We start from the raw sequence: 23,153 nt of genomic DNA, 5'->3' as shown, positions 1-23,153 counted from the left end.
GTCGTCGTGAGTGTTCCCGTGGGTGTGATCGTGCCGCCGAGTCTGGACGGCCCGACGCTGTTGGCTTTCGCCCGGCGAGCGGAAGAGAACGGTTTTGCCTCGCTCTGGATCGTCGAGGACTGCTTTCTGAACGGGGGGATCGCACAGGCGGCCACCGTGCTGGCGACGACCGAGCGGATCACCGTGGGGCTCGGCCTGTTGCCGGCCGGGGCGCGCAATCCGGCGTTCGCGGCCATGGAGCTGGCCACGCTGGAGAACTTTCACCCCGGTCGGCTGGAGGTGAGCGTGGGCCACGGGATGCCCGACTGGATGCGGCAGGTCGGCTCGTGGCCCGCCAGCCCGCTGACCCTGCTCGCCGAGTATCTGGAGGCGCTGCGCCGGCTGTTGGCGGGCGAGACGGTCACCGTCGAGGGCCGCTATGTGCGGCTGGACGGGGTGCGCCTGGCCGCGCCGCCGCTGCGGGCGCCCGCCGTGCTGGCCGGGGTGCGGGGGCCGCGCTCCGTCGAGGTCGCCGGCCGGTCGGCGGACGGCACGCTGCTGGCCGAGCCGGTCACCCCCGAGTATCTGACGGCGGTCCGGCGGGGGACCGGCCGCGACCGGGATGATCATCGGGTGGTCGGCTACAACGTCGGGGCTGTGGACAACGATCCCGCCGTCGCGCGCGAGCGGGCTAGAGTCACCCTGGGGGCGGTCGGAGAGCCGGCATGGGCTCCCCATATCGCGCCGCTCCCGTTCGCGGACGAGCTGGCCGAGCTGCGCCAACAGGCGGGCAGTGCCGAGGAGTTCGCGAGGCGGTTGCCGGACGCCTGGGTGGATCGGCTGGCCGTGGTCGGCACGCCGGAGCAGGCCGGGGCGAGGATCGCGGAGTTGGGCGAGGCGGGGCTCGACGAGGCGGTGCTGTTCCCGGTGGGCCCCGATCCGGTCGGGGCGCTGGACGGGCTCGGTCGGCTGCTCTAGGGAGTCACCCGGCGCGCGGCGGGTGGCCGGGCGGCGCTCCTGGACGGTCCCGGTGCGCGGTCGTTCCGACCGGGTTTGATGTGATGGTGTGCTGATCAAGCATCGGGTGGGGTGGCGTCGGACGCGCCTGGCATGCCCGAGGCCCACCCCGAGGGAGAGCCGATGACGCCGTGGCAGCCCGCCGCACCAGCCCTGTTGGACACCCTCCGCGCGGTGGTGAACCGGCTGATCCCGCCCGACGGCCACCCCGGCGGCTGGGAGGCCGGGCTCGACGCCTTCCTCCCGGCGGCGCTCGGCGCGGCGGCCCGGGAGCAGGCGCCGCTGGTGGAGGCCGGGCTGGCCTGGCTCGACGGGGAGGCCGCGGCGCGGCATGCCGGGGCGGCCTTCGCCGCCCTGGCTCCCGCCGAACAGGATCGCCTGATCGAGGAGTCGCTCGCCGGCCGCGCCGAGGCCGTCGGGGGAGGGGCGGATCCCGCCGGTTTTCTGCGCACCCTGATCCGCCTCTGTGGGCAGGGGTTCTGGGGGGATCCGGGCAACGGCGGCAACCGGGACGGGATCTCCTGGCGGCTGATCGGCTACCGCGAGCGGCCGGCGGACGCCTCCTGGCCGCGACCGGACGACACCCCGCCAGCCGGTACCGACTGGGAGCGAATAGCCGACGACTACGACGCGGTGGTGGTCGGTTCCGGCGCCGGCGGCGGGGTGGCCGCATGTGTGCTGGCCGAGGCGGGTCTCCGGGTCCTGCTGGTGGAGCGCGGCGACTGGCTGATCCCGAGCGAGCTGGGCCGTGACCATCTGCGGAGTCAACGCGCGGTCGGTCTGGTCGGCCACTACGACAGCCTGGCCGGGCCGCCGGCCCGGGGCAATCCGCGCGTCGTCGCCGGAGCCGATGGCGAGGAGGCCGTGGGGCCGGCCGATCCCCGGTGGAACAACAACGCCATGACGCTGGGCGGCGGCACCCGGGTGTATGGCGCGCAGGCATGGCGGATGTGCCCCGAGGACTTCCGCATGGCCACCGTCTACGGGGTGCCCGAGGGCAGCTCGCTGGCCGACTGGCCGCTGAGCTACGAGGAGTTGGCCCCCTGCTACGAGCGCGCCGAATGGGAGGTCGGAGTCAGCGGGGACGCGGCGGGCAACGCCTTCGCCGGGGCACGCTCCCGGGGCTATCCCATGCCGCCGGTGCGCCCCAACGCGGTGGCCGCGCCCCTGCGCGAGGGGGCGAAGGCGCTGGGCCTGGCCACCTCGCCGGTGCCGCTGCTGATCAACTCCACCGCGTACAACGGGCGCGGCGGCTGTCTGGGCTGCGCCACCTGTGTGGGCTTCGGTTGCCCGGGGGACTTCAAGAACGAGACCAGGAACACCGTGCTTCCCCGGGCGTTGGCCACCGGGCGCTGCCATGTGGTCACCGGCACCCGGGCGGTGCGGCTGGTCAGCGACGCGCGGGGACGCGTGGTCGCGGTCGAGCTGGCCACCGAAGCCGCCGGTGCCGCCGAAGCCACCGAAGCCGCCGGCGTCGCCGACGGTTCCAGTGGCCGAGTGGCGCGCCGCACCGTGTCGGCGCGCGCGTTCTTCCTGGGCGCCGGCGCGATCGAGACCGCCCGGCTGCTGCTCAACAGCCCGTCCGAACGCGAGCCCCAGGGGCTCGGCAACAACCACGACCAGGTCGGCCGCCATCTCCAGGGCCATCTCTACGCCGGCGCACACGCGTTGTTCGACACCCCGGTGCAGGACTGCGTGGGTCCCGGGCCGAGCATCGCTTGCAACGACTTCCGCCACCACAACCCGGGAGTGATCGGGGGCGGAATGCTGGCGAACGACTTTGTGCCAACTCCGCTCCAGGCCTATCAGACGCTGGTCGCACTCGGTCAGATCCCGAGTTGGGGTGCGGCGGCGGTCCATGGTCTGCGGCAGCTCTATCCTCGGCTGGCCATGGTGACGGGGCCGGTGCACGAGGTGCCCAACCCCGCCTCCCGGGTGACGGTCGACCCCGGCACCCGGGACGCGTTCGGTGTTCCGGTGGCGCGGTTGAGCGGGCGGCCCCATCGGGCCGATCTGGCGAGCGCGAGACTGCTGTCCGAGCGGGCGACGGAGTGGTTGCGGGCCAGCGGCGCCCGCGCCGTCTTTCCGTTCGGCACCCATGAGCCCACCCATCCCAGCGGGGGCCAACACCAGGCCGGCACCTGCCGGATGGGCGACGATCCCCGGACGTCGGTGACCGATTCCTGGGGCACGGTATGGGGTCACGACAATGTGCGGGTGGTGGACGCCTCGCTGCATGTCACCAACGGCGGCGTCAATCCGGTGCTGACCATCCTGGCCCTGGCCTACCGGGTCGCCGGCCGCGCGGCCGAGGAGCTGACCGGCACCCCCGGCTGAGGGAGCAGCGGCGGCAACCGGCCCGGAGACAGTCGGGAAGACCCCCGCCGAAGGACCCCACGGAGGCAGTTCTAGGATAAACCGACTAAAGCCCGTCCCCCGGTTGGTTGTCTGAAGAAAAACGTCGATACGAGGGATCGGCGTTTCGAACAGCACCTGAATACGGGGGGAATCTGTCGTGCCGCGAAAGAACGTGCGCACCGGGGGAAAGTCCGTCGCCCTGCTGGCCGCGGCGGCCTCGCTGGCGTTGACCCTGAGCGGCTGCTCGATGTCCACCGTCTCCCCGGCCGATGTGCGCGGCGAGCCGGTGGACGGCGCGGTGCAGCTGGAGGGGCCGGATTGCGACGAACTCAAGTGCATAGCCCTGACCTTCGACTCGGCGCCCAGCGAACACACCCCGGAACTGCTGGAGATCCTGCGCGAGGAGGAGGTGCCGGTCACCTTTTTCCTGATGGGCAGGAACCACATCGAAACCTATCCGGAACTCGTCCAGCAGATGGTCGACGAGGGCCACGAGCTGGCCAACCACACCTGGACCCATCCCCGGCTCACCGAGATCGAGCCGGAGGAGGTCCGGGAGGAACTGCGGCGCACCCAGGAGGCCGTCGAGGAGCTGACCGGGATCACCATGACCCTGATGCGCCCGCCGCAGGGCCGCACCAACGACGAGGTGGGCGACATCAGCCGGGAACTCGGACTGGCCCAGATCCTCTGGAGCGTCACCGCCAAGGACTACGAGACCACCGACTCCGACCTGATCCGCAGCCGGGTCCTGGACGGCGCCGACGAGGACGGCATCATCCTGCTGCACGACCTCTACGACGGCACGGTGCCGGCGGTGCCCGGCATCATCGAGGAACTGAAGGCCGAGCACTACACCTTTGTCACCGTCAGCCAGCTCTTCGCGCCCGGGGCCGCCCAGCCCGGCAAGGTCTACCGCTGACGCACGGCCCCGCCCGAAACGGACCGAGACACGGTCGGACCTGACGACGAAGCGCCCAGGTCCGACCGCATCCGTTCAGCGTTCCGGCACCACCGTGACAAAGGCGGGCGAGGCGACCGACTGCCGGGCGCGCTCCGTCGGGAGCCCGGTCGCCGGGTCCAGATCCAATGTGACCAGGACGTCGTCGAACTGCCCCGCCGCGTAGAGCCGTCCGCCGTCCAGCGCGAAATGCCGGGGCCAGGCGGCGTCCAGCACATACTCGCCCGCCACCTCGGGAGCCGCGTCCCGACCCGCCGCCTCCGGCGGCAGCGCGAAGACCGTCACGGTGTCCGGACCCCGGTTGGACACATAGCCGAAGCGGCCGTCCGCGCCCAGGGTGAGCTGCGCGCCGGCGTTCTCCTCGGGCCGGCCCGACGCCGGAACGGACGCCACCACCTCGAAGGCGCCGGGCGCCGGCTCCCGCAGCGCGATCAGCTCGCCGGTCAACTCGGCCACCAGATAGGCGCGTCCCGCACCGTCCCTGACCAGCTGCCGGGGCCCGCATCCGGCGGGCAACATGGCCGCCGTCCGGTCCACCAGCCGGCCGTCCGGGGTGAGCGAGAAGGACCAGAGGGTGTCGGTACCCAGATCGACCACCGTGACCAGGGAACCGCTCGCGTCCAGCACCACCATATGGGCGTGCGGCGCCTCCTGCCGCTCCCGGTGCGGGCCGCTGCCGCTGAGCACCGCGAGGTCGGTCCGCTCCTGGAGACGGCCCTCCTCGTCCACCGCGAACACCGCGGCGCTGCCGCTGCCGTAGTGCGCCACCACCACATGGCGCCCGTCCGGCGTCACCACCAGATGACAGGGCGCGGAACCGCCGCTGTCCACCCGCCCCAGCACCCGGGGGGTGCCGTCCTGAGCCAACGAGAACGCGGTCACGCCGCCCTTCTCCAACTCGTTGACCGCATAGCCCACCGGCAGCCGAGGGTGCCAGGCGAGCCAGGAGGCGCCGGGCAGGTCCAGCTCGGCCAGCAGGGTCAGCGCCCCGCTGTCCGCGTCCTCCCGGAACACCGTGAGCCCGGCCCCGCTGCCGCCGCTGTCCGGCGTGTAGGACCCCACACAGATCAGCCGATCCGCCATCTCGCTCCGTCCGTCGTGCTGTTGGTGCCCTCACACGGTAGGCGGCACCCGGCGCCGGGGACGGCCCGGGGCCGCCGCCCGCGCGTCGCGCGGAGCGGCGATCCGAGGGAGAGCCCCTACGCCACCGCGTAGAGCGCGCAGGCCAGGGCGAAGCCCGTGACGGCGATCAACGTCTGGAGCACCGTCCAGGTCTTGAGCGTCGTCTTGACGTCCATGTTCATAAAGCGCCCCACCAGCCAGAACCCCGAATCGTTGACATGGCTGGCGATGACCGAGCCGGCGGCCAGGGCCATCACGACGGCCGCCAGCCGCAGCGCGCTGAAGTCCCCGCCGTCCACGACGGGTTGCATCAGGCCGGCCGCCGTGGTCAGCGCGACCGTCGCCGACCCCTGCGCCACGCGCAGCGCCGACGCCACCACGAAGGCCGCCACGATCACCGGCAGCCCCAGCTCGTCCAGGCTCTGCGAGAGGGCGTCCCCGATGCCGCTGGCGCGCAGCACCGCGCCGAACATGCCGCCGGCGCCGGTGATCAGGATGATCGAGCAGACCGGCCCCAGCGCCGAGTCCGTCAACTCCTCCAACACACCCCGGCCCCGGCCGCGCCTGGTGCCCAGCACATAGCTGGTCACCAGCACCGCCACCAGCAGCGCGATCGGCGTCGAGCCCAGCGCCCTGGCCAGCTCGTACCAGCTCTCCTCACCGCTGATCCAGCCGGCGGCGCGCGCCGCGTCAAGGCCGGTGTTGGCGAAGATCATCACCAGCGGGAGCAGCAGCAGGCCGATCACGGTCCCCGGGCGCGGCGGCTCCTCGTCCCTGGCGGCCTCGGGGCCGCCGGTGAGCAGATCGGGCACCGGGAGCACCACCCGCCGACCGACCCACAGGCCGAACAGATAGCTGGTCGCGTACCAGGTGGGCAGGGCGATCAGCAGCCCCGTCACGGTGACCAATCCCATGTCGGCGCCGAGCAGTTCGGTCGCCGCCACCGGCCCCGGGTGCGGCGGCAGAAAGGCGTGCATCACCGAGAACGCCCCGGCCGCCGGCAGCCCGTAGCGCAGCACCCCGCCGCCCAGCCGTCTGGCCACCGCGAAGACGATGGGCAGCATCACGACCAGACCGGCGTCGAAGAAGATCGGAAAGCCGAAGATCAGCGAGGCCACGCCGAGGGCCAGCGGCGCGCGCCGCTCCCCGAAGCGGCGGATCATCGCGTCGGTCAACGCCTGCGCGCCGCCGCTCACCTCGATCAACCGGCCCAGGATCGCGCCGAGGCCGACCAACAACGCCACATTGGCGAGGGTGTCCCCGAAGCCGCCGGTCAGCGTCGGCACCACCTGCTCGGACGGGATGCCGGTGGCGAAGGCGGTCAGCAGGCTGACCGCGACCAGGGCGAGAAAGGCGTGCAGACGCAGGACGACGATCAGAAAGAGCAGGGCGGCGACCGCCACCGCCGCGATGGCCAGCAGCGGCCCGGTCGACAGCGTCTGAACCCACTCCTCTTCGGTGGACATGGCGAGCTCCGTTGCACGTCGGGTCCTGGCGTCGGCGGAACGTACCACCTGTCATGCTCACCTCGAAAGACCGCGTCGAGGAACGCGAACGGGGCCGGCCGGGTGGGGAGAGCGCGCCCCACCCGGCCGGCCCGGGATCCCTACGGTTCCGTTCGCGTGGCGAACATCCCGTTACGGGTAGCTGGTGACATAGGACTGCTGGCTCGCCAGGTTGGCCGCGTCACCCACGTCGTTGATCACCCGGTCGATGGTGCCGACCCCGCCCAGCGACACCGTCACCAGGTTGTGGAACCGCACCCCCGGCGTGTTGGGCGCCTCGAAGCCGCGGCTGGCGTGGATGTCCGGGTTCACGTTGAAGAACGAGTAGGCGCCGACGCCCCACGCCTCGTGCTCGGTCACCGAGTCGGCGACCTTGTAGGAGGCCCAGCCCAACGACCCGTTGCCGCTGCTGCCCCAGGCCTCCTGGGTGGGCGGGTCGTACGGCATCTCGTTCTGGTAGAAGTACGTCCGGCCGCGCTCGCCGTTCCAGATGGTCTGGTACTCCTGGTAGTGCTCGACGAAGAGGCCGTACATGGTGACGTCATCGCCGTTGACGATCACGCCGTTGGCCGCCGTGTTGACGTCCCAGCCCCAGGTGCCGTCCTCACCGTGGTCGGCCCGCCAGACCCACAGGTTGTCGCCGATCACATGGTTGCTGTTGACGGTGAGGCTGTTGTCCGCCCGGCCCAGGTGCGAGCCGCCGATGCGGAAGTAGACGTCGTGCAGCGAGGTCGGGTTGTCCGCGTGGTCGGCGGACGAACCCTCCGGGCCCAGCTCGATCAGCGTCGGGGAGCTGTCCGCGCCCGCGTCGATCAGGATGCCGGCCAGCTTGACGCCGTCCACGTCGGCGACCCGGATCGCCTCCTCACCGGTGTCGGGCACCAGCGTCGCCAGGCCCAGGCCCAGCACCACCGTGTCCGGGTTCCGCACTTCGAGCGCCTGGTCCAGGTGGTGGACGCCGGGGGTGAAGAGCAGGTGCTTGCCCTCGGCCAGCGCCTCGTTGATGGTCGCCGCCGAGGCGTCCGGGTGCACCACGAAGAACTCGCTCAACGAGATCGACTCGCCCGCGGCCTGCCCGCCCGACCAGCTGGTGCCCACCGCGTTACGCCGCAGATCGGGCACGAAGACCCGGTACTCGCCGCCCTCGCCGATGTAGAGGAACGGCTTCTCGCGGATCACCGGGCTCTCGTCGACCACCGTGTGCGAGGGGTTGGGGAAGTTCGGCGGCGGGGTGCCCGTGGAACCCACGAACACCATGTTCCACACCGATCCGCTCCAGCCGCCGTCCAGCTCGGTGTTGCGGGTCAGCCACTGCTGCTGGGAACCGGACTCCACAAAGCCGTCGATCTTGGTGTCGGCGTAGAAGCCGCCGCTGGCCCAGCCGTCATAGCCGTTCCAGAGCTGGACGCCGATGCCCTTGAGATGCATCCGCCGATACGACACGGCCTGGGACACCGCCCAGCGTTCGATCTCGCCGTCCGGCACCGAGACCGTGAGGTTCTCCGCGCCGCGCCAGAAGTTCTGGGTGGCGTTGCCGAGGTTGTTGGGGTCGTCGCCCTGCTCCAACCAGTCGGCCTCGACCCGGACATGACCGTTGACGTTCACATCGCCGGGCGACAGGCCGAGACCGGCGATCTGGGTGTAGAAGCCGACGTTGATGTCGAGCGGGTAGTCGCCGGGCTCGAAGAGCACCGCGTGGCGCTCGGTGCCGAACTGGTTGGTGTGCTGCTGGGCGTAGATGGCGTCCAGCTCGCCCTGGATCTGGCCCACCGGCGTCGAGGGGCTGTAGACATGGACGTTGGGGCCCAGGTCGGGCGCGTACGGGTCGGTCTCGGGGACGGCGAGCGGCGCCGACTCCCCGCCGCTCTCCTCGCCGGCGATGGCGCCCGGCAGCGGTCCGGCCAACAGGCCGGCCGACACCAGCACCGCGGCGCCGGCCGTGACCATGCCGCGGCGGGACAGCGGCAACCGGCCGCGTGTGTCTGCTCTCATGGGATCTCCTGGTGGGGGGTGCAGAAGAGGCGCGACCGCGACGGGCGGGGACGACGCTCGACGCGCTCGCGACAACAGCAGGTGGCACCCGGGGAGTTGGCGTCCCACCACGCCCCGGGCACTGAGAGAGCGCTCTCAGTGGTACTCGCGGCGAGTTTCTTGGCCTGCGCGAGGACTGTCAAGGCACCCGGCGCTCCGGAACCGCAGTTCGGCGACGGCCGTGGGAAAAGGGCAGTTCACGGCCCCGCACCCGGTTCCGGATCTGCCGACCGGGCGCGGGGTTGGGGACGGGGAATCTGAGAGAGCGCTCTCTGTCATGTTGTGTCGTCGGAGCCCTTTTCCTGCGTGAACGGCGTGGGGCCGGCGGTGCCTTCGGGGCGGGGTGCGCCGGGCATGCCGATGCCGCGCCCCCGGGGGTGGGGGCGCGGCATCGGCGGGGGTGTGGGGGAGCGGGACCTGGAGGTGCCGGGGGTCAGCCGATGCGTGCGCTGATCCAGGCGCCCGACTCCTTGAGCGAGCCCGGGTCGCCCCAGGACCCCGCGTCGCAGGTGCCCGGCTCGAAGACCGCGCCGCTGCGGAAGTCGTCGGAGAAGTTCCAGTTGGTCCAGCCGATGTTCTTCTCCGCCATCAGATCGAGGTAGCGCTGCGCGTAGGCGAAGTCGTGCCCGCCGTCGCCGGTGTACTCCTCGGTGCCGAACTCGGTGACGAAGATCGGCAGTTGGTCGGAGGCCCGGTCCAGGGTGTCCAGGTAGCCTTCCTGGTGGCTGGCCGCGTAGAAGTGGAAGGTGTACATCACGTTGTCGGCGTTCACCGGGTTGGCCACGATCTCCGATTCGTCGGAGCCCTCAGAGACACCGAGGGACGACCAGCCACGGGTGCCCACGAGGACCACGCCGTCCGGGTCCCCGGCCCTCACCACCGGGATCACCTCCTCGGCGTAGCTCTTGATGCCGTTCCAGCTCACCCCGTTGGGCTCGTTGGCGATCTCGTAGAGAAGGTTGCCCTGGTCGCCGTGGCGGGCGGTGATCTCCGTGAAGAACTGCTTCGCGAGTTCGGTGTTCACATTGGGGTCGCCCGGAGTGAGCATGTGCCAGTCGACGATCACATAGAGCCCGCGCTCCGTGGCCTGGTCGATGATCCGGCTGGCCACATCGGTGAAGTACGCCGGGTCGGTCTCGTAGCCGTCCTCCTGCACATAGGTGGACACCCGGATCACGCCGGCGCCCCAGTCGTGGGCCAGCACGTCGAGGGACTCCTCGGTGACGCACTGCTCGTACCACTGGGTGCCGTGGGTGCTCATGCCGCGCAGCTGCACCGGCTCGCCGCTCTCCCCGCAGAGGGCGGTCCCGCAGACCGCAAGCGCGCCGTGCTCGGCGAACGGGGCGACGTCCGCCGCCCGGTCGTTTTCTCCTGCGCTGGCGAGCGAGGCGCCTGCGACGGCGGCGCCGGTGGCGAGCACGCCGGCCAACAACGCGCGCCAGCCGGGGCGCCGGCGACGGCGGTCGGTTGCCGCCGGTTCCATCGACTCTTCGGGGTGGGGGGAGGGGGTGACAGCCATGGCCTTCGTCTCCGTTCGTGCCGGGGCGTGGTGCCCCGGAGCGTGGGGGAAGTACGGAAGTTGGGTCGCCCTGAACGTAGAGTCAGCCAATTGTCGCGGTCAATAGTCCGTACCAACGGGGCCGTGCCCTGCGCCGCGCCGTCGCCGCGCCGCGCGGTTGCGGCCGGCTTCCCGGGAGGGGGGCCGACGCGGCGCGGCGAACTTGGTAGTCTTCCGGGAGGATTGGCTGTTGAGCTAACTGGCTCTTGTGGTGAGGTGTGCTATGGCGCAGGGCAGGGTTGTTCGTTTTGATGACATTCGCGGATATGGATTCATCATTCCCGATCAGGGTGGTGAAGACGTCTTTATGCACGCGAATGACTTGTTGGACGACAAGCATCTCTATCAGCCCGGTGCGGTTGTGGAGTTCGAGGTGGCGCAGGGCGAACGTGGCCCGAAGGCGTCGCTGGTGAGTGTGGTCAAGCAGAGTTCGCCGGAGAGTGTCGCGGCCATGCCCGCCCGCTCCGAGCAGTCCTCCGCCGTGGTCGAGGACGGCCTCTGCGATGTGCTGTCGCCCCGGGAGTTCCGGCAGGAGCTGACCGAGTCCCTTCTCGAAGGTGTCTCCAGCCTGACCGCCGCGCAGATTCTTCAGGTGCGGCAGGGGGTCGAGCGCCTGGCGCGCGGCCACGGCTGGATCGCCTCCTGACCGAGGCCCCGCACGTCCGAACGTCGAACGCCGGCCCCCGCCCCGGACCAACTCCGAGGCGGGGGCCCGGCCGTTCCGGGGCGGGAACGGGCCCACGGCGGCCGCTCCGGGAACGTCCCCTGGCCGGCGTCGTTCCGGGTGACAACTCCCACCGGCCGCGACCGTTCCCGACCCGGGGAGTCGCGGGGCCACAGTTGTTCCGGGGCGGGGCTGTTGCTGGTTGCGGGCCGTTCCCTGGGCGGGTCCGGTCGGGGTTGCGAGTGGCCATGGCTCTTCCCGACGAGGGCGTTCCGGGGGCACTGCTGTTTCGGCGTCCCGCTGCTGCTGGTTGCGGCCCTTCTCCGGGCTGGGCCCGGACGCGGTTGTGACGGGCCACAACAGTTCCGGATCAGGGGAGTTGCGGGACCCGCGCTGTTCCGGGGCCGGGTCGTTGCTGGCTGCCGCCGTTCCCTTGGCCGATCCGGTCGCGGTTGCGAGTGGTCACGGCTCTTCCCCGCTGCGGGAGTTGCGGGGCCACTGTTGTTTCGGGGGCGTGGTCGTTGCTGGTTGCGGCCGTGTCCTGGGGTGATCCGGTCGGGGTCGCGGGTGGCCATGGTCCTTCCCGGCCGGGGGCGTTCCGGCGCCGTTGCTGGTTGCGGTCGTTCTTGGGCTGGGCAAGGTCGTGGTTGCGAACGGTGACGGTCCTTCCCGGCCGGGGGAGTTGCGGGGGCCTCCGCCGTCGTTCCCGGTTATGGCTGTGGCTGGCTATGGCTGTCCGTGACCACGGCCGTTGCGGGGAGCGGCAGTTGCCGAGCGGGGTCGTTTCCGGTTGACGCCGTCGTGGGGTGTGGCTGGCTCCGGGCGACCCTCCTTCCCTGGCACGGTTGTTGCGGAGCAGCGCCCGCCCGTTGCTCGGGGGGCGCAGCCGTCGCGGTCACTGCGGGGACCGGTGGTTTCTGTCACGGCAGCACCCGCACCGTTCCCGGTCACGGTCGCTTCGCAAGCCGTTCGCGAAAGTGCGCCGGCCAGCCCCTCCCGTCCCCGTCCCTGTCGCCGCCCCCGTCCCCGTCCCCGTCCCCGTCGTAAGCCAACGCCCCCTTTGCACACGGCCGTTGCCACTCGCCGCCACCCCGCGCCGCGCCACCCCCGCTCCGCGCGGCGCCGGCTGCCGTCGCCGTCGAAACTGCCGTCGAAGCGGTCGTCGAAGAGTGTTTCGACTGTGTTGCCTCCGGGGTACACTCCCCACAGATATGGGAGCGCTCCCAACCGGAACCCCCAAGCCCGGAAAACGGAGTTCGCGCATTATGTATTGGCATGCACCTGCAAAATCATGGACCGTCAGGCTCGGCGCCCTGCTCGCGGCGGCGATGCTCTTCCTGATTCCCTGGACCGAGACCGCCAGCGCCCACGGGTCGATCGTCGACCCGGCCTCGCGGAACTACAGCTGTTTCGACCGTTGGGGCAGCGACCACCTGAACCCGGACATGGCGCAGGAAGACCCCATGTGCTGGCAGGCGTGGCAGGACAACCCCAACGCCATGTGGAACTGGAACGGTCTGTACCGCGAGAACGTCGGTGGCAACCACCAGGGGGCCATCCCGAACGGCACCCTCTGCAGTGGTGGTAACACCGAGGGCGGTCGTTACGACTCGCTGGACGCCGTCGGGCCCTGGAAGACCACCGACATCAGCTCCAGCTCCAACTTCACCGTCGAGCTGTACGACCAGGCCAGCCACGGTGCCGACTACTTCCAGGTCTATGTGACCAGGCAGGGCTTCGACCCCGCCACCCAGTCGCTCGGCTGGGGCAACCTGGAGCTGGTGGAGACCACGGGCTCCTACGCCCCGTCGCAGAACATCTCCTTCGACGTGAGCGCCCCGGGCCGCACCGGGCACCATGTCGTCTTCACCATCTGGCAGGCGTCGCACCTGGACCAGTCGTACTACCTCTGCAGTGACGTCAACTTCGGCTGATTCGCCGGAGGTTCGACGCCGCTTCGAGGCTGAGCCGCCACCCCGCCCGTAGGGCGAGGCCCCGCCGGACGCGCCATGCGTCCGGCGGGGCTTTTCAGCGTGCGGCGTTCAACAGGTCGAGCGCGGAGTGCTGTTGGCCGACGCCGTAGCTGTCGGCCAGGCCGCGCCAGGAGAGGTCGTACATGTCGATCGCGGTACGGGCGTTCGCGTAGGCCGCGTTCGCCTGGTGCTGGAGGTAGTCGGTGTAGGGCCGGTCGGGCAGGGCCTCGTTGAGCGCGCCGAGGCCGCGGGCGTAGGGGCCCTTGAACGAGGGGCCGTCCGCACCGCAGTTGGGTTCGCAGGGTTCGGTCAGCACGCCGTCCTGGTACAGTCCCGGCGCGGTGGTGGAGGCGTCGGCCAGGGTGCGGGCGGTGTCCAGCAGGCCCTGGTCGCCGTTGGCCTCGCTGAGTTCGGCGAGCGCGCCCAGGATGATGCCCTGGTTGTAGGTCCAGGTGGTCTGGCCGTTGTTGACGCAGCCGTTGTTGGCGTCGAGGCCGTCGTTGATCAGGTTGTCGCCGTTGATCATCCCGCTGTTCGCCAGCCATGCCCAGCCCTGTTCGGCGCGCTGGAGGTAGACGTTGTCATCGGGGATCCGGTTGTGCAGCGCGGCGTTGAGCTGGATGTAGAGCTCGTTGGTGACGGCGTTCTTGTAGGGGTTGTCGACCATCCACTGGACGCCGCCGCCGCAGAGGTCGGTCCAGTAGCTGTACATGTGCTCGGCGCCGGCGCGTGCGGTCTCCAGATAGCGTTCCTCGCCGGTGAGGTCGTAGGCGCCGACCCAGGCGAGTGCCCACCAGCCGGTGTCGTCCAGGTACTCGTTTCTGAACTGGCCGTCGGCGCCGTCGATCTGCTCCTCGTAGGTGGTCTCCATGACATAGGAGTAGGAGGGCATCCCGGTGACCCGGATGTTGTCGATGACGGCGGTGAGCGCGTTGGCGCTGACCCACCAGTGGTTCTCGAAGAGCCCGTTGTCGGTGTCGTAGCGCATCATCAGCGCGGTCGCGGCGGCGGTGGCCGGCTCGCCGGCGTTCCAGGTGGACCGGGCCCAGTCGGTGCAGGTGATCTCGGGCTGACCGGTGGCCTGGAGGCAGGCGCGGAGGGCGCCGACGCCCCGCTCGTCCCAGTTGTCCACGTTGAACATGGGGGTGGACGCGGAGTTCGCGCCGCCGGGCGTCGTGGTGTCGCCGATGCGGCTGTCGTCGGCCCAGGTGGCGCCGCCGTCGAAGGAGCGGTCGAGCCAGACCTGGTCGCCCGGGGAGCTGTCGGAGACGGTGGCCCAGCCCATGGCGGTGCTGTCGTCGAAGCGCAACTCGACTGTTCTGCCGTGGAGTTCGGCGCCGACGGCGAGTCGGTCCGTGTCCGCTTCGGCGGCGTCGCGGCCGTCGCAGTGCGCGTTGCAGACAACGGCGGCAGGGGCGACGGCGGGAGGGAGAGCGGCGTCTGGGGCGACGGTGGTGGGCTCGGGCTCGGGGGCGGCGTTCGGTTCCTGGGCGTTGGTCGCCGTGGCGGCGAGCGGGGTCGCGAGCAACGCCGCGCCGAGCAGCAGGGCGGGGATGCGGAGCGTGCGGCGCGGTAGGAGGTTCGGTTTTCGCATGACGGCCTCTCCGTGGGGGAAGTGGGGGCTGGGTTTCCGGGACGCGAGGCCAGGGCCGGGAAACCGCTCTCCCTACACTCCTAGAGAGGTTCGGGGCGATCGTCAATGTAGGAAACAGTCCGGAACCGCATGGGTAAGTGGGCGATTCGGTCTGTTTGCTGATCTTTGGCAGACAGATTGATGACGTGGTCGAGGGCTTATTCCGCAGCTATTCGAAAGGTAGGGCCATCTCGCTCTGGACCTCTTCGAAGAAGTCCAGCAGCTCGCCCGTGCCGCCCGCCTCGATCCAGCTCCGGGTGGCGATCCGCAGCGAGGTCAGGAACGCGCCGGCGTAGACCTCGGGGCGAACCCGCTCCGTGCCCGGGCGGCCCCGAATGGCCTCCACCAGATCCCGTTCCAGCGCGATATGGCTCCCCATCTGGCGGGCCAGCAGCGAGGGGTGGCGTTTGGCGAGCTTGCTGCGCGCCGCCCAGGCCCGTTCCTCGGGGGTGCCCATGCGGGCGGAGAGCGCGGTGGCCGAGGCGGTGAGCGCGGCCCAGGCCGGCTCGTCGGCGGGGCGCTGGCGCAGCATCTCGACGAGGGCCCTGGTCTGCTGCTCCTCGCCGAAGAGCAGGGCGTCCTCCTTGCTGGAGAAGTAGTTGGAGAAGGTGCGCCGGGAGATGCCGGCCGCGTCCGCGATGGCCTCCACCGTCACGTTCTCGATCCCGTGCTCGACGGTGAGGCGCAGGGCGGCCTCGTGGACGGCCTGTCGGGTGGCCGCCTTCTTGCGCTCGCGCAGTCCTGTGATGCTCTCCATGACTCCGTGATCCTACTCGCGCGTTTCTGCCTGGTGAGCAAAATTACCCTCTGCGCAATTATGCCCAATGTGCATGTACAGTGAATCGGTCTCCCTCGAACGTCTCTGCTGGAGGTCGCGCGTGAGCGCAACAACCGTCGCGCAGCCGAAGGGCGCGCCGATGGATCATCGCCATGTCCTGCGGGCCATGAGCGGGCTGTTCATCGTCCTGTTCATGGCGATGATCAGTTCCACGATCGTCTCGGTGGCCCTGCCCCAGATCATCGGCTCGCTCAACGGCACGCAGTCCCAGTACACCTGGGTGGTCACCGCCACCCTGTTGACGTCCACCGCGTCCACGCCGATCTGGGGCAAGCTGGCGGACCTGTTCAGCAAGAAGCTGTTGCTGCAGGTCGGCATCCTGATCTTCACCCTCTCCTCGCTGGCCTGCGGGTTCGCGCAGAACACCGGCCAGTTGATCGGCTTCAGGGCGGTGCAGGGGCTGGGCCTCGGCGCCCTCCAGGTGCTGGTCCAGGTGATCATCGCGGCGATGGTCACGCCCAAGGAGCGGGGCCGCTACAACGGCTACCTCGGCGGGGTCATGGCCGTCGCCACCGTCGGCGGGCCGCTGCTGGGCGGCGCGATCACCGATGTGTCCTGGCTCGGCTGGCGCTGGTGCTTCTTCATCGGCGTCCCCTTCACCCTGCTCGCCCTGGTGCTGCTCTCCCGCACGCTCCGGCTGGACGAGGTGCGCCGCCCCGACGTCAAGGTGGACTACCTCGGTGCCTCGCTGATCGCTGTCAGCGTCAGCCTGCTGTTGCTCTGGGTGACCTTCGTCAACAACGAGTTCGCCTGGGTGTCCTGGCAGACGGGCGCCCTGCTGGGCTCCAGCGTGCTGCTCGGGATCGTCGCCGTCTGGGTCGAGGTCCGGGTCAGGGAGCCCATCGTGCCGGTGCACGTGGTGCGCCGCAGGGACCCGGCCCTGGCGATCGTCGCCAGCGCCTCGGTGGGCATGGCGATGTTCGGCGGCGCCGTCTTCCTGGGGCAGTACTTCCAGACCGGGCGCGGTTACTCGCCCACCGAGGCCGGGCTGCTCACCATCCCGCTGATGCTCGGCGTGCTGATCAGCGCCGCCGTGGCCGGTCGGCTGGTGTCCAGGACGGGCAAGGTCAAGCCGTATATCGTCGGCGGCGTGGTCGTCCTGGCGGTGGGCTTCGCGGCCCTGTCCACCATCGACCACACCACCTCGCTGGTCTTTGTCGGCATCGGGATGTTCCTGGTCGGCGTGGGCGTCGGCGCGTCGATGCAGAACCTGCTGCTGGTGGTGCAGAACACCGTCTCGTTGCACGAGGTCGGCGCGGCCAGTGGCGCGATCACGTTCTTCCGTTCCCTCGGCGGCACCATCGGGGTGTCGGTGCTGGGCGCCGTGCTCGCCAACCAGGTGAGCACCAAGATCGCCCAGGGGCTCTCCGCCGCCGGTATCGATCCCTCGGGCGGGGACGCGGACGCCTCCACGCTCAATGTGGCGGCGATGCCGGGGCCCGTCCAGGAGATCGTCCGGGGCGCCTATGGCGACGCGACCGGCCATATCTTCCTGATCTCGGCGGCCATCGCGGTGGTCGGCCTGGTGGCGACCCTCTTCCTCAGCGCGACCAGACTGCGGGACAGCCTGGACCTGGAGCCGGCGGCCGAGCCGGATGAGCCGGCCGCCGAGCCCTCGTTCGCGAAGTCCTGACCCACGGGTATCCGTCAACCCGCCTTCCGTCGCCCGGTGTTGCCGGCCGGCGGGGGCGGGTCGACGTCATCCGCCGGACGGGGGTGGCGGGTTCGGTGCGGAGCGGGTCGACTCCAGGGGGTGGCCCGGTGGTCCCGGGGGGCGGGAACATGGCTAAACTTAGGCTTACCTAAGCTATCCTCCTCGGGTCCGCTACGAGACAAAGGAACGTCCATGCCGTCCTACCTCCCCCGTGCGCGCCGTCACAGCGTCGCTCTCGCCGCCGCAGCCACCGCCGCCGCGCTGGTGCTCAGCGGCTGCTCCTCGTCGGACGACTCGGACGACGCGGACGACGACGCGTCCTCGGACTCCTCGTCCGAAACCGGCGGTGGGGGCGGCGCCGAGGCGTTCCCCGTCACCATCGAGAGCGCGCTCGGCGAGGCCGAGATCACCGAGCAGCCCCAGCGGGTGGTCACCCTCGGCCAGGGCTCGGCCGAGACCGCCATCGCCCTGGGCAACACCCCGGTGGGCATCGAGTCCTACGAGTGGGGCAGCGACGAGACGGGCTATCTGCCCTGGATCCACGAGGCGGTGACCGAACGGGGCGACGAGCTGCCCACGCAGTTCGCCGGCGGCGAGGACATCGACTTCGACACCATCCTCGAACTGGAGCCGGACGTGATCCTGGCCGCCTGGTCGGGCATCAGCCAGGACCAGTTCGACATCCTCAACGACATCGCGCCCACCGTGGCCTACCCCGACCTGCCCTGGTCCACCAACTGGGACGAGCAGATCGAGCTGATAGCCACCGCGCTCGGCCAGCCCGACCAGGCCGAGGTGCTGATCGGCGACATCAGGGACCAGCTGGCCGCCGCCGCCGAGACCCGCCCCGAGTACGAGGGCGTCACCTTCTCCTACATCTACACCGCCGAACCCGGCAGCCTGGGCGTCTTCCTGCCCGAGGAGCAGCGGGTCGAGATGGTCACCTCGCTCGGCCTGACCATCGACCCCGTGGTCAACGAGTTCGAGGAGCTGGAGGGCACCGACTCCGCCCTGATCGGCCTGGAGAACGCCGACAAGCTCAACGACAGCGATCTGGTGTTCACCTTCTACACCGACGAGGAGACGCGGCGGGAGACCGAGGCCCAGCCGCTCTACGCCGCCATCCCGGCCGTGGCCCGCGGCGGCGTCGTGGCCAGCGACGACACCCCGTTTGTCACCGCCTCCTCGATCATCAACCCGCTGACCGTGCCGTGGAGCATCGACCGCTATCTGCCGCTGATCGACGAGGCCCTCACCACCCTCGACGACTGACCGTCCCGATCGAGGCAGCGCTCACGCGATGACCGTCACCCTGACGAAGCACACGTCGGGTGGGGCGGGCACCAACAGTGCCCGCCCCACCCGGCTGCTCCGCTTCCTCCTCCTCGGGTTCCTCGGGCTGCTCGCCCTCACGCTCGCCGCGCTGGCGAGCGTCGTCTTCGGCAGCAGGACCACCTCGCTCGGCGACGTGTTCGCCGTGCTCTTCGGGGACCCCGACCCCTATATCGAGACCGTGGTCGAAAGCCGTTACCCGCGCACCGCGTTGGGGATCCTGGCGGGCATCGGCCTGGCCGTCGGCGGCACCCTGATGCAGGGCATCACCCGCAACCCGCTGGCCGATCCCGGGCTGTTGGGCATCAACGCCGGCGCCTCGGCCGGGGTGGTCACCGCCACCGCGTTCCTGGGCGCGAGCGGTCGGGCCGGCGCCGTCTGGTGGGCGCTGCCCGGCGCGCTGATCGCCGGCCTGCTGGTCTACGCCGTCGGCTCGGCCGGGGCGAGCGCGGGACTGGTGCGGCTGGTGCTGGCCGGCGCCGTGGTCTCGGCCGTGCTCGGCGCCTATATCCAGGCCGTGACGCTCAGCAAACCGCTGGTCTTCGACACCACCCGGGTCTGGGTGGTGGGCTCGCTCGGCGGCCGGAACTTCGAGGTGTTCCGCTCCGTGCTGCCGTTCGCGATCATCGGACTGGTGCTGGCCGCCGTGGTCGCCGCCGGCCTCAACACCCTGGCGCTGGGCGACGAGTCGGCCCGCGCGTTGGGCGCCAACCCGACGCTCACCCGGGCCGGCGGTCTGCTCGCCGCCACCCTGCTCTGCGCCGCGGCGACGGCCGCCGTCGGCCCGATCGCCTTTGTGGGCCTGGCCGTTCCGCATATCGTGCGGGCCCTGGTCGGCATCGACTTCCGGCTCCAGCTGGCGTTCTCCGCGCTGGTCGGGCCCACCCTGCTGCTGTGCGCCGATGTCATCGGCCGGCTCGCCCTGCGGCCCCAGGAGCTGCCGGTCGGCGTGGTCACCGCGTTGGTGGGGGCGCCCGTGCTGCTCCTGGTGGTGCGCCGGATGAGGGGGAACGCATGACCGGGCAACCGACCGGGAAGATCGACGAGCGCCCCGCCGCCCGGACGTCCCACCGGCCCCGCGACATGCTGGTGGTCGGCCGCTGGCTGGCCGTGCCGGTGGGACGCGCCTCCGTGCTGGCCGCCGCCGTCACGGTGCTGCTGATCGTCGTCGCCGGCGTCGCGACCCTGAGCATGGGCCGACTCGGCATCCCGCTGGGCCAGTTGCCCACCGCGCTGACCGGCGGCGCCGAGGGCAAGGAGCTGTTCGTCCTGGACCGGCTGCGCGGCCCCCGGCTGACCGTCGCCATCGGCGCCGGCGCCGCGCTCGGCCTGTCGGGCGCGCTCTTCCAGTCCGTCACCCGCAATCCGCTGGGCAGCCCCGATGTCATCGGCCTGAGCGCCGGCGCCGGCGCGGGCGCCGCCGTGGTGGCGCTGAGGCTGCCGGGCACCATCCCGGTGTCGCTCGGCGCGCTGATCGGCGCGCTGGCGGCGGTCACCCTGGTGTACTTCGCCACCGGCACCGGATTCCGCGATCCGGGACGGCTGATCGTCGCCGGTATCGGGGTGGCGGCGATCGCCGTCGCGATCATCCAGTACGTGGTCTACGCCGTCGAACGGGACCGGGCCACCGCGCTGGCCTCCTATGTCAGCGGCAGCCTGGCCGCCAAGTCCTGGGACGACGCCAGGACCATCGGCCTGGTGCTGCTGGTGCTGGTGCCGCTGACCTGGCTGCTGGCCCGCCGTCTCGACATCGGCGAGATGGGCGACGAGCTGGCCGCCGCGCTGGGCGGTGAGCCGAAGCGCACCAGGGCGCAGGCCGTGGTGCTCTCGGTGCTGCTGTCGGCCGGCGCGATCAGCGTCGCGGGGCCGGTCTCCTTCATCGCGCTCACCGCGCCCCAGATCGTGCGCCGGCTCACCGGCGCCTGGGGCGCCCATCTCACGCTCTCCGCGCTGATGGGCGCACTGCTGCTGGTCTCGGCCGATCTGGCCGCCCAGCAGCTGCCGTTGGAGGACAGGCTGCCCGTCGGGGTCTACACCATGGCCATCGGCGGCATCTACCTCGGCTATCTGCTGACCCGGGAATGGAGAAAGGGGCGACTGTGACGACCCAGGAGCGGACGGACGAGGCGGCACCCGCCGAGAAGGGCCTCGCCGCACACGAGGTGACGATCTCCTACGGCGGCGGCCCACCGGTCGTCAAGGACCTCAGCCTGGACATCCCCCAGGGCGAACTCACCATGATCATCGGGCCCAACGGCTGCGGGAAGTCCACCCTGGTCAAGGCCCTGGCCCGGTCGGTCAAGCCGGAGTCGGGACGGATCCTCCTCAACGGCGCCGACCTGCACTCCTATCGGGGCAAGGAGGTCGCCCGGCAGATCGCGTTGCTGCCGCAGAGCCCCATCGCGCCCGAGGGCATCAGCGTCCGGGGCCTGGTCCGACGCGGCCGCTACCCGCACCACACCCTGCTGCGGCAGTGGTCGCCGGACGACGACACGGCCATCTCGTTCGCCCTGGAGCGCACCGGGCTGACCGAACTCGGCGACGCCAGGGTCGGCGAACTCTCCGGTGGCCAGCGGCAACGGGTGTGGATCGCGATGGTGCTGGCCCAACAGACCGATCTGCTGCTGCTGGACGAGCCCACCACCTTCCTCGACGTGGCCCACCAGTACGAACTGCTGGAGCTGTGCGCCGAGTTGCACCGCGAGGGCCGCACCGTGGTGGCGGTGCTGCACGATCTCAACCAGGCCGCCAGGTTCGCCACCCATCTGGTGGTGATGCACGACGGGCGGCTGGTCGCCCAGGGGCCGCCGGCCGAGGTGATGACGGCCGAACTGGTCGCCGACGTCTTCGGCCTCGCCTGCGATATCGTCCCCGACCCGCACACCCTGACCCCCATGGTGGTGCCACACGCCCGCCACCCCGTCGAGGGCGCGGGCCGGGTGCTCCCGGCGGTGGAGGCGTAGCCGAGGGCCCCTCGGAGGGCGCGTGAGACGCTGGACGCGCGCCCCGCGCCAGCGCGCGCGAGCCGGCCGGTCAGGCCGGGTGCGGGTAGACCGGCAGCGTCTGGTGCCCGTTGGAGATCATGCTGGGGGTGGGGTGCAACTCCTCGGCGGGGACGGCGAGTCGGAGGTCGGGGAAGCGGTCGAAGAGCGCCGGCAGCGCGATGGCGGCCTCCGCCCTGGCCAGCGGGGCGCCCAGGCAGAAGTGCGCGCCGTGGCCGAACGCCAGATGCTCCTTGTTGACGCGGGTGATGTCGAAGCGGTCCGCGCTCCCCCCGTGGATCCGGGGGTGGCGGCCGGCCGCCGCGTAGGCCGCCAGGATCGGATCGCCCTGCCGGATGACGACGCCGCCGGGCAGCGGGATGTCGGAGACGGCGAACCGCAGCGGCAGATAGGCGACCGGGGCCTCGAAGCGCAGCGTCTCCTCGATCACATCGCCCCAGCCGACCTTCCCGGCGCGCACCAGCGCCAGCTGCTCCGGGTGCGTCAACAGCGCGGTGACCGCCTGGTCCAGCAGGTTGGTGGTGGTCTCATGGCCCGCGCTGATCACCAGCATCAGGGTGTCGACCAGCTCCTCCTCGGTGAGAACGGAGCCGTCGCCCTCCTCGTCCCTGGCGGCGATCAGCACCGACGTCATGTCGTCGCCCGGATCGGCGCGCTTGTCCGCGACCACGGAGCGCAACAGCTCGCGCAGTTCGACGTTGTTGGCGGTGGCCTGTTCGATGTCGAGCGTGGTGTCGAAGATGCCGTACACCGTTCTGCGGAAGTCGCCGGCCAACTCCTCCGGCAGGCCCATCAGTTCGCTGATCACCCGGACCGGCAGCGGATAGGCGAGGTACTCCCGCAGGTCCACCGGCTCGTCCCTGGGCGCGGCCGCGATGGCGTCCATCAGCTCGTCGGCGATCACCCGGACGCGGGGCAGGAGCGCGTTGACCCGGCGGGCGGCGAAGGCGGGGGCGACGAGGCGGCGCAGCCTGCGGTGGTCCTTGCCGTAGGCGGTGAACATGTTCTCCACGGAGACCCACAGATCGAGCGGCCACTGGCCGACGATCTTCTCCGGGTACGGCGGCCAGTGCTGATCGGGATCCTTGGAGACCCGGTCGTCCGTGAGCAACTGCCGCAGCAGATCGGGGTCGTTGACCGCCCAGGCGGTGACGCCCAGCAGATCGACCAGCACGGCGGGCCCGCCGGCGTGTAACGCGGCGCCCTCGGCGTGCCGATCGGCGCCCGTCGGATCCAGGGTCACGGGCTCGGATTGGCTCATCAGCCGCCTCCACAACAGGGGTTGTCCCGACATCCGGCGCCACCACCGGGGCGCACGCCCACCGGATTCTCCCCAGCGGGCGCGTGCCGCATCCGTCGCCGCAGGGGGGGTTTTCCGCCGATTCGGCGAGGTTGCCGACCGGGCGCACCGTCAACATCGCCGCACAACAAAACATTGACGGCTCGTCAGCTGGAAAGTCTTGGGCCACCGGGCCCTTTACCTCCCCTGACCGCTATGCGACTCTCCCGGAGCGAAGCTCACGGAG

At 70.9% G+C, this 23,153-nt stretch carries 17 protein-coding genes; 10 read left to right on the top strand and 7 right to left on the bottom strand.

Annotated features, from left to right (window positions below; all coding sequences use genetic code 11):
- Positions 1-6 precede the first annotated feature (6 nt).
- The 3 genes from AOM46_RS23930 to AOM46_RS23920 all read left to right on the top strand — a co-directional run bounded on the left by AOM46_RS23930 (position 7) and on the right by AOM46_RS23920 (position 4,276).
- The gene (locus AOM46_RS23930; protein ID WP_062215208.1) at positions 7-957 is read left to right on the top strand and encodes an LLM class flavin-dependent oxidoreductase; all 951 of its coding nucleotides are present in this window, start codon (positions 7-9) and stop codon (positions 955-957) included.
- Positions 958-1,119: 162 nt separating this feature from the next.
- A complete protein-coding gene (locus tag AOM46_RS23925) occupies positions 1,120-3,333 on the top strand; it encodes a GMC oxidoreductase (RefSeq protein ID WP_078857136.1) in 2,214 nt (737 codons plus the stop codon).
- Between the two features lie 178 nt (positions 3,334-3,511).
- A complete protein-coding gene (locus tag AOM46_RS23920; protein WP_062214841.1) occupies positions 3,512-4,276 on the top strand; it encodes a polysaccharide deacetylase family protein in 765 nt (254 codons plus the stop codon).
- A gap of 75 nt (positions 4,277-4,351) precedes the next feature.
- Here AOM46_RS23920 and AOM46_RS23915 read toward each other — a convergent pair whose 3' ends face one another.
- The 4 genes from AOM46_RS23915 to AOM46_RS23900 all read right to left on the bottom strand — a co-directional run bounded on the left by AOM46_RS23915 (position 4,352) and on the right by AOM46_RS23900 (position 10,456).
- The gene (locus AOM46_RS23915) at positions 4,352-5,398 is read right to left on the bottom strand and encodes a lactonase family protein (RefSeq protein ID WP_062214838.1); all 1,047 of its coding nucleotides are present in this window, start codon (positions 5,396-5,398) and stop codon (positions 4,352-4,354) included.
- Between the two features lie 116 nt (positions 5,399-5,514).
- A complete protein-coding gene (locus tag AOM46_RS23910) occupies positions 5,515-6,903 on the bottom strand; it encodes a GntP family permease (RefSeq protein WP_062214831.1) in 1,389 nt (462 codons plus the stop codon).
- Between the two features lie 171 nt (positions 6,904-7,074).
- A complete protein-coding gene (locus AOM46_RS23905; RefSeq protein WP_078857135.1) occupies positions 7,075-8,934 on the bottom strand; it encodes a hypothetical protein in 1,860 nt (619 codons plus the stop codon).
- 472 nt (positions 8,935-9,406) lie between these two features.
- A complete protein-coding gene (locus tag AOM46_RS23900) occupies positions 9,407-10,456 on the bottom strand; it encodes a glycoside hydrolase family 5 protein (protein ID WP_062215202.1) in 1,050 nt (349 codons plus the stop codon).
- A gap of 298 nt (positions 10,457-10,754) precedes the next feature.
- Here AOM46_RS23900 and AOM46_RS23895 point away from each other — a divergent pair, with 298 nt between their 5' ends.
- Together AOM46_RS23895 and AOM46_RS23890 are read left to right on the top strand one after the other, a co-directional pair.
- A complete protein-coding gene (locus AOM46_RS23895; protein ID WP_062214829.1) occupies positions 10,755-11,177 on the top strand; it encodes a cold-shock protein in 423 nt (140 codons plus the stop codon).
- 1,283 nt (positions 11,178-12,460) lie between these two features.
- Positions 12,461-13,129 carry a lytic polysaccharide monooxygenase gene (locus tag AOM46_RS23890; RefSeq protein WP_062214827.1) on the top strand — a complete coding sequence of 223 codons (669 nt, stop codon included), beginning with the start codon at positions 12,461-12,463 and terminating at the stop codon, positions 13,127-13,129.
- Between the two features lie 94 nt (positions 13,130-13,223).
- Here AOM46_RS23890 and AOM46_RS23885 read toward each other — a convergent pair whose 3' ends face one another.
- A complete protein-coding gene (locus tag AOM46_RS23885; RefSeq protein WP_078857134.1) occupies positions 13,224-14,762 on the bottom strand; it encodes a glycoside hydrolase family 76 protein in 1,539 nt (512 codons plus the stop codon).
- Between the two features lie 208 nt (positions 14,763-14,970).
- Positions 14,971-15,558: a TetR/AcrR family transcriptional regulator gene (locus AOM46_RS23880; RefSeq protein WP_062214825.1), complete on the bottom strand. Its 588-nt coding sequence runs from the start codon at positions 15,556-15,558 to the stop codon at positions 14,971-14,973.
- Between the two features lie 160 nt (positions 15,559-15,718).
- On the opposite strand from AOM46_RS23880, the gene AOM46_RS23875 reads away from it, so the two are divergent.
- The 5 genes from AOM46_RS23875 (at position 15,719) to AOM46_RS23855 (ending at position 21,588) form a co-directional block, all read left to right on the top strand.
- The gene (locus tag AOM46_RS23875; protein WP_078857133.1) at positions 15,719-17,272 is read left to right on the top strand and encodes an MDR family MFS transporter; all 1,554 of its coding nucleotides are present in this window, start codon (positions 15,719-15,721) and stop codon (positions 17,270-17,272) included.
- Between the two features lie 213 nt (positions 17,273-17,485).
- Positions 17,486-18,565 (top strand): iron-siderophore ABC transporter substrate-binding protein, encoded by a 1,080-nt coding sequence (locus AOM46_RS23870; RefSeq protein ID WP_062214821.1) that lies wholly within the window; start codon positions 17,486-17,488, stop codon positions 18,563-18,565.
- A 28-nt stretch (positions 18,566-18,593) separates the two neighbouring features.
- Positions 18,594-19,643 (top strand): iron ABC transporter permease, encoded by a 1,050-nt coding sequence (locus AOM46_RS23865; RefSeq protein ID WP_062214818.1) that lies wholly within the window; start codon positions 18,594-18,596, stop codon positions 19,641-19,643.
- Positions 19,640-20,728, top strand: coding sequence for an iron chelate uptake ABC transporter family permease subunit (locus AOM46_RS23860; RefSeq protein WP_062214817.1), 1,089 nt, complete (start codon positions 19,640-19,642; stop codon positions 20,726-20,728). Before AOM46_RS23865 ends, AOM46_RS23860 begins: the two co-directional genes overlap by 4 nt.
- Positions 20,707-21,588 (top strand): ABC transporter ATP-binding protein, encoded by an 882-nt coding sequence (locus AOM46_RS23855; RefSeq protein WP_078857132.1) that lies wholly within the window; start codon positions 20,707-20,709, stop codon positions 21,586-21,588. The genes AOM46_RS23860 and AOM46_RS23855 overlap by 22 nt, the downstream gene beginning before the upstream one ends.
- Before the next feature lie 70 nt (positions 21,589-21,658).
- Here the strand turns inward: AOM46_RS23855 and AOM46_RS23850 are convergent, their stop codons facing one another.
- Positions 21,659-22,888 (bottom strand): cytochrome P450, encoded by a 1,230-nt coding sequence (locus AOM46_RS23850; RefSeq protein WP_107080157.1) that lies wholly within the window; start codon positions 22,886-22,888, stop codon positions 21,659-21,661.
- Between the last annotated feature and the right edge of the window lie 265 nt (positions 22,889-23,153).

The organism is Streptomyces sp. NBRC 109706, from assembly GCF_000974485.1.
Lineage (GTDB): Bacteria > Actinomycetota > Actinomycetes > Streptomycetales > Streptomycetaceae > Streptomyces.
This window is presented reverse-complemented; position numbering and strand designations above follow the sequence as displayed.